The sequence below is a fragment of the Mesorhizobium sp. M2A.F.Ca.ET.039.01.1.1 genome (assembly GCF_003998035.1).
Classification (GTDB): Bacteria; Pseudomonadota; Alphaproteobacteria; order Rhizobiales; family Rhizobiaceae; genus Mesorhizobium.
The window spans coordinates 1-1,942 of record NZ_RZRY01000957.1 but is presented as its reverse complement, the minus strand read 5'-3'; the positions used below and the strand labels follow the sequence as shown (position 1 = coordinate 1,942).

Here is a 1,942-nt window from a genome sequence, read left to right as displayed (position 1 = left end):
GTCTCAGAAAGATCAAATCCCAAGATCTATATCCGCCGGGATGCTGCCCTTTCGGCCGACAAGGCGGGCGCCAAAGTCATCTTCGATGGCTAGGCGCGAGAGCGCCAGTTCCAAAAGCTCCGTGTCCGAGGTGACATGGGCGCGCTTCTTCGCCGCCTCGATCAACTCAGAGGGCACTCGCCCTGAAAGACGGGTGTTCTTCGCGGCGCCGAGGAGTCCGGCAGCTTTCGCTTGCTCAAGCACGAGCTTATTACGCGCCGATGCGACCTTTTCTTCACTTTCTGCAGCAGTGCTTGTTTGCGCAGCCATCAGAACCTCCCTGTTCAACATAATATAGGTTGCGTTGAACGCCTAAGCAAGGCCTATTAGCCGCGGGTCTGCGTGACATGGGGCAGCCGAAGCAGATTCATACGGTGATCGAATGGGGAGATCGATGAATTCCATGCAAACCGAATCGCGTGTTTGCTCGCGAGCAAACACGCGTGCCAATATCAGCGGGTGGGAGACGATGTCGGTTGGAATCACCCGACAGGTCGCGGTCTGACAAAGAACCTCGAGGTCGTCCTTCACGCCCTGAATGATCGTGGACTGCCGCCACTCACGACAATTCTAGGCAAACGCGGTGAGAGCCATCCGGCGCCTTATGCCATGGCGTACATTCGCGGATCCTTGGGCGATATCGACATTCGAGGCCGCCCAGCGCGAAGTGTTCGCCTTCCATTGGGACTCGGTTTTAGATCTGGCTCGATGGAGACAGACTTCCAACCGGCATGGATCTTAGGTTGACCTCATTCTGGGGGTTCGACCCTGCAAGTTGGGCTGCATTGGTTTTGCCGAGAGGCCAAGCGCAATCGGTATCTGAGACTGTCTAGTCCCAAAGCCTTGGGCGATCTACGTCACCTTCATCGCCGGCGACCGTTGGGCTGAAAAGGAGATGGACCCTGCCTCGATAGGCAAGTGGCTATATGCGGTGCAGGCAACGCGCGCATGGCGGGTCGTTCAAGAGGATTGGAAACGTGTCGAGCAGTTGCTTCCAGCCGCGTATGCGAGCGCGCACTCCGAATATATCGGATCCAGTGGCGTCCAGGTGGGCATGGCCGAAGCAGAGCTTCTTCTGCAACTCGATGTTTACGAGGTGACTGTTTATGGCCGGGAAAACCGTGTCAACGGCACAATCCATAGCCTTGAGTCCGCATCGGTGCCAAGTCGCGCCATCCCACCGCGAGCGAACCATTTTGGGTTGGCGAAACCGATGGTTCCAAGCACCTCTACATCCTGGAACTCAGCGGGCGTTCACCTGCCGAAGTTGATGGCCGGACCATCATTAAGGTTGGCTTCTTCCGAAGCCCATCCGGCATGGCGCGACCAAATCCAAAGCGCCTACCCGGACGGTCAATTCAAATGGATGACAAACTATCCGCATCCCGTTCCAGATGCCGCACCCTATGAGACCGCGGGCTGCCAGAAGAGTCGGCTCCGATGTTTGAGAAGGAGTCCTTTGCGCCCGTCGATAACAATGCAGCCGAGTGCCTCTGGAAATGCTCAAGGCCAAGAAAGGTGACCATCTGAGACCAGGCCGGCGGAGGGCGTGGACGCGATTTATCCTCAGCCAGCAATCTCATCCGAGCTCATGGACCGCTACGCCCGGCATTACAGCCTTGGCGATCTCACATAGGTGCTGGTGATGCGTAAGATAGATCACCTGCCCGGCTGAAGCCATTTCCCCGAACAGTTTGAAGACCTCCTCCGACCGGACGTGGTCAAAAGTCTCCATGATGTCGTCTGCAATGAAGGGCACGGAGGGCCGAAACTGCGCAAACTCGTAGTACCCCGCAAGCCGCAGCGCAAGGTAGAGCTGAAAGCGGGCGCCCTTTGACAGCGCATCGGCGACCTTGGATTGCCCATCGCGCTGCAGCGCGATAAGCACCTCCCCACCCTTCAC

Annotated in this window: 3 protein-coding genes; 1 reads left to right on the top strand and 2 read right to left on the bottom strand. The window is 57.5% G+C overall.

Annotation, left to right across the window (positions count from 1 at the left end; genetic code table 11):
• Positions 1-12 precede the first annotated feature (12 nt).
• Positions 13-309, bottom strand: a complete 297-nt coding sequence (locus EOA24_RS36060) for a hypothetical protein (RefSeq protein ID WP_127410712.1) — start codon at positions 307-309, stop codon at positions 13-15.
• Between the two features lie 625 nt (positions 310-934).
• On the opposite strand from EOA24_RS36060, the gene EOA24_RS36055 reads away from it, so the two are divergent.
• Complete coding sequence (locus EOA24_RS36055) at positions 935-1,561, top strand: hypothetical protein (RefSeq protein ID WP_127410711.1); 627 nt, start codon at positions 935-937, stop codon at positions 1,559-1,561.
• A 57-nt stretch (positions 1,562-1,618) separates the two neighbouring features.
• On the opposite strand, the gene EOA24_RS36050 is transcribed toward EOA24_RS36055, so the two are convergent.
• Positions 1,619-1,942, bottom strand: a 324-nt coding sequence (locus EOA24_RS36050) for a hypothetical protein (protein ID WP_133374817.1), incomplete at its 5' end; no start/stop codon positions are given.

Excerpts from the sequence above, each read along its gene's own strand:
- EOA24_RS36055 (WP_127410711.1), top strand. The coding sequence starts at position 935 with ATGGACCCTGCCTCGATAGGCAAGTGGCTATATGCGGTGCAGGCAACG.
- EOA24_RS36060 (WP_127410712.1), bottom strand. The coding sequence starts at position 309 with ATGGCTGCGCAAACAAGCACTGCTGCAGAAAGTGAAGAAAAGGTCGCA.